The organism is Deltaproteobacteria bacterium, from assembly GCA_018668695.1.
Lineage (GTDB): Bacteria > Myxococcota > XYA12-FULL-58-9 > XYA12-FULL-58-9 > JABJBS01 > JABJBS01.
This window is the reverse complement of record JABJBS010000369.1, coordinates 1-4,170: the sequence shown is the minus strand read 5'-3', so window position 1 is coordinate 4,170 and position 4,170 is coordinate 1. Positions and strand designations below refer to the sequence as shown.

Genomic DNA, 4,170 nt, shown 5'->3' with positions numbered 1-4,170 from the left:
TTTTACTGGGATCTGATTTGAATTTCGCAGCCCCCACTCAGGAGTATTGTGTTTCTTACGCGGAGCAAAAGGGTTTAGATCCCGCCAAAGTTCTTATTGATGACGGCTGGCAGGTCCTTTTTGAAAACGTCGACCATTACGATTACAACTTTACGCCGATTAACTTCATGTTAGACGGGCAAAATATGGCTTATGTTTGGTCCGATGCCGCTAACGACGGAACAACGACCTCGCTCAATCAAGCTTTGCAGAAGTTGTTGGATTAAATTTTATGGGTGATTCAATTGTCTTGGCCAGTACCTCCAAGTGGCGCGCCGACATGTTGAAAAGGCTGGGCTTGAGTTTTACTCAGGTCGCGCCGGATTTCGATGAAGCGGCGGTGCACGGTTCTCCTGAAGAAGCGGCGATGGCGTGCGCTCTGGGTAAAGCGCGTGCAGTTGCCCAAAACCTTACGGAAGGCTGGGTTATTGGGTCTGACCAGGTGGCGGACCTTGAAGGAACGCGTTTGAATAAGCCGTCCGATGTAGCAGAAGCCGCCGAGAGGCTGGAGCAGCTCTCGGGCAAGTGGCATGCCCTCCATACCTCAGTGGTTTTAGTTAACGCCGCATCGGGCCTTGAGTTCAGTTCGCTTACGACGGTCCGATTGAAAATGAAGACGTTGTCAAAATCTCAAATCGACTATTACATTGGTGTGGACCAACCTATTGGGTGTGCAGGTGCTTATATGATTGAGGGTTTGGGTGTTGCGCTTTTTGAGGAGATTCAGGGGTGCGATGAATCCGCTATCGTTGGGCTGCCGTTGATTGCCTTGTGTGAGTTACTGAGAAAAGCGGGTATTGAGCCTCTGAGTTGATCACCATTCGCCCTGGCTTGGCATGGAGAGCCAGGGCTCTTGTGGAGCTAAGGCCTCACCTTTTTGAAGCAGTTCCACAGATATTTGATCTGGCGAGCGTACAAAGGCCATTCTCCCGTCGCGTGGTGGACGTAGAATGGTAACACCTGCATCTTGGAGTTTTTGGCAAAGTGCATAAATATCGTCTACCGCATAGGCGAGGTGACCAAAGTTTCTACCACCGCCGTAGGGCGCTTGTTCATCCCAGTTATGGGTGAGCTCGATTTCTGGCTCCCCAGGTGCTGTTGCGAGAAAAACCAACGTAAATCGGCCCTTTTCCACATCTTTACGACGAGTTTCTACGAGGCCTAGCTGATCCACGAAAAAAGTGACGGCCGTGTCGAGGTCAAATACTCGAATCATTGTGTGGAGGTATTGCATTGCTTGAGCCTTTGGATTGGGTACGACGTGACTTCCTAACATAGCTTTTTAAAAGTCGATACTTACTCTGGTGCAATTGTTGTTCTTAAGGTATCGCTCACTCAATGACTCGACGAATTTGCATGGTGGCCTACACCCATTATCACACAGATGCGCGCCCCCGGCGTACCGCTGAAGCTTTAGCGGCGCGGGGTGATCATGTGGATTTTTTGTCTTTGGAGACGCCGATTCCTACGGGAACCGAAATCCTCAAGGGAGTTCACATTGAGCCGTTGTCGGTTGGTCGGTATCGAGGCGGCGCGAAGGGGCAATACCTCAAGAGTTATCTAAAGTTTTGGCTCAAGGCATTGGTGGAGGTAACGCGCAGACACATGCGGCAGCGTTACGATGTCATCTATTTTCACACCATGCCGGATTTTATCGTCTTTGCCGGAGCTTTGGCCCGACTTGGTGGGGCGAAAGTCATTCTCGATGTTCACGATATGATGCCAGAGCTTTATCAGTCTAAGTTCGGCATTGAAGACACGCATCCACTGGTTCGGGCCCTGAAGCTTCAAGAGCGTCTTAGCTGCCGTTTTGCAGATCATGTCGTTTGTGTGCACGAGCCACATCGGCAACTTCTTGAATCACGTGGGTGCGTTAAGAATGACATTTCCGTTCTGCTGAATTTGCCGGATCCATCTGTTTTTGATGGGCATGAAGACAATAGCGAGTCGACTGATATTATCGAGAACCCTCGGCTTGTCTATCATGGAACCGTAGCTTCTCGGCTGGGGCTCGATGTTGCCGTGCGCGCTCTGGTTCTTGTCCGCGAAAAGTTTCCTGGGGCCACGTTGGATATCTACGGCAGCGGAGATGCTATTGAAGATGTTAGGGCAGCTGTAAAAGATACCGGGCAAGAAAGCGTTGTTTCTCTTACGGGTGAGTTTTTTCCGGTACAAGATATCCCGAAAATGCTCCAAGGAGCCTCTTTGGGAATCATTCCAAACCGCTTAGATGTGGCTACAGACATGATGCTGCCCGTGAAATTGCTTGAGTACCTATATTTAGGAATTCCGGTTGTCGCACCGGGCTTAAAGGCGATACGTCATTACTTTTCTGAGGATGCCGTGGCTTATTATAAGCCGGGTGATGAAACTGAAATGGCCAATGCTATTATCTCAGTGCTGTCTGACCCCAAGCGACGAGAAGTTCAAAGAGAGCAGGCCAAGACATTTTACGCTGAGCACTCCTGGACGTTCGCTAAAGAGCGATTGTTTGAAGCGATTGATTCCTTTTGATTCGAGAAGCTCTTCGACTTGAGTGTTTCCCGGTCTCAGGTCTATAAGCAGTTCATCACTTCTTTGAGCTATCTGGGGAATCTATGGAAACCTATTCTTATCAATACTTTGTTGGCGGAATTGTATTTTTGGGCGGGTTGTATTTCGCAGGACGCCAAGGCTTTGTTGGGCTCTCCGGTACAGGGTTTCGCAATCTAATTTTTCTCATATTGGGTTTCGCTGGCTACATGGGTCTTCAGGGCTACATGCAGTACGGGACGATGACCGTGAGACCGCCCGTTGAATATCAGGGCAGCGGTCTCAAGAGCGGAGTTCACGGGACACCGTTAGATTACGGGATTATGATTGGCTACTTTCTGATCATTCTCGCAATAGGTACTTGGTTTGGAAGAATGCAAAAGACGACCAAAGATTTTTTCTTTGGTGGCCAGAAGTTTGCGTGGTGGTTGGTTGCATTTAGTCTTGTTGCAACAACAATCGGTTCTTACAGTTTCGTGAAGTATTCCAAAGTTGCCTACCAGTATGGCTTAAGCAGCAGTCAAACGTATTTAAACGATTGGTTCTGGTTACCCTGGTTTATTTTTGGTTGGCTTCCGATTGTTTATTTTTCTAGGGTCGTTTCAATCCCAGAGTACTTTGAGCGGCGGTTTAATCGTACCGTCCGGGGTTGGGCAACCATTCTCATTCTCGTCTACCTCATAGGCTATGTTGGTGTGAATTTGTTCACCATGGGCAAGGCATTACAAATGCTCTTAGGGTGGCCTATCTTTTGGTCGGCTGTTTTAGTTGCTTCGATATCGGCGGTGTATGTAACAGCCGGTGGTCAAACAAGCGTGATCATGACCGACTTGTTCCAGGGCGTCATGCTCTTGGCTACAGGCCTGTTAATTCTCTATTTGGGAGCTGATTACCTCGGTGGATTTGACGCACTTTGGGAGAACCTACCGCGGGACCACCGTAAGGCCTTTGCCAATTTTAATACAGACACGGGCTTCAATGGTGTGGGTATTTTTTGGCAGGATGCGATGGCCAACTCAGCAATGTTTTACTTCTTGAATCAGGGCGTGATGATGCGTTTTATGGCCGCTCGTTCTGTGGAGGAGGGCCGTAAAACAGCTGTGACTGTTTTACTCGTCTTGATGCCAGTGGCAGCTTGTGTGGTTGCCTCCGGTGGCTGGGTTGGTAAAGCGCTGGAGAATGCGGGAGTCTTACCGGCGAACATGGACCCTGCAAGTGTCTTCTTTGTTGCCTCTGAATTCTTGTGCACTACACCGGGCCTCTTTGGTTTGATCATGGCTGCCTTAACGGCGGCTTTGATGTCTACGGTAGACACCTTGATCACAGCGGTTGCGGCCATCATCGTGAACGACGTTTATACGCCGCTGATTAACCCTGAGGCGAACGACCGCGACCTACTCAAGGTTGCCCGAATCACCAGTGTGGGTGTGACGCTGATGGGAATCGCGTTGGTACCAGTCTTCATGATGTTTGATTCTATCTATGCAGCGCACGGTGCTTTCACTGCGGCGGTCACTCCGCCTTTAGTCGTAACGCTGGTGTTTAGTGTGTTTTGTAAGCGGTTTACCGCAAAGGCGGCAACGTGGACTCTCGCGGGCG

General features: G+C 49.6%; 5 protein-coding genes. 4 read left to right on the top strand and 1 reads right to left on the bottom strand.

Annotated elements, in window-relative coordinates:
- Positions 1-17 precede the first annotated feature (17 nt).
- Positions 18-266: a hypothetical protein gene (locus HOK28_21505; protein ID MBT6435685.1), complete on the top strand. Its 249-nt coding sequence runs from the start codon at positions 18-20 to the stop codon at positions 264-266.
- A gap of 5 nt (positions 267-271) precedes the next feature.
- Positions 272-853 (top strand): septum formation protein Maf, encoded by a 582-nt coding sequence (gene maf / locus HOK28_21500; GenBank protein ID MBT6435684.1) that lies wholly within the window; start codon positions 272-274, stop codon positions 851-853.
- Here the strand turns inward: maf and HOK28_21495 are convergent, their stop codons facing one another.
- Positions 854-1,273, bottom strand: coding sequence for a lactoylglutathione lyase (locus HOK28_21495; GenBank protein ID MBT6435683.1), 420 nt, complete (start codon positions 1,271-1,273; stop codon positions 854-856).
- A gap of 104 nt (positions 1,274-1,377) precedes the next feature.
- Between HOK28_21495 and HOK28_21490 the strand changes: the two genes are divergently transcribed.
- The gene (locus HOK28_21490; protein MBT6435682.1) at positions 1,378-2,553 is read left to right on the top strand and encodes a glycosyltransferase family 4 protein; all 1,176 of its coding nucleotides are present in this window, start codon (positions 1,378-1,380) and stop codon (positions 2,551-2,553) included.
- An 83-nt stretch (positions 2,554-2,636) separates the two neighbouring features.
- Positions 2,637-4,170 (top strand): sodium:solute symporter family protein (locus tag HOK28_21485; protein MBT6435681.1); only part of this gene is annotated, 1,534 nt, incomplete at its 3' end.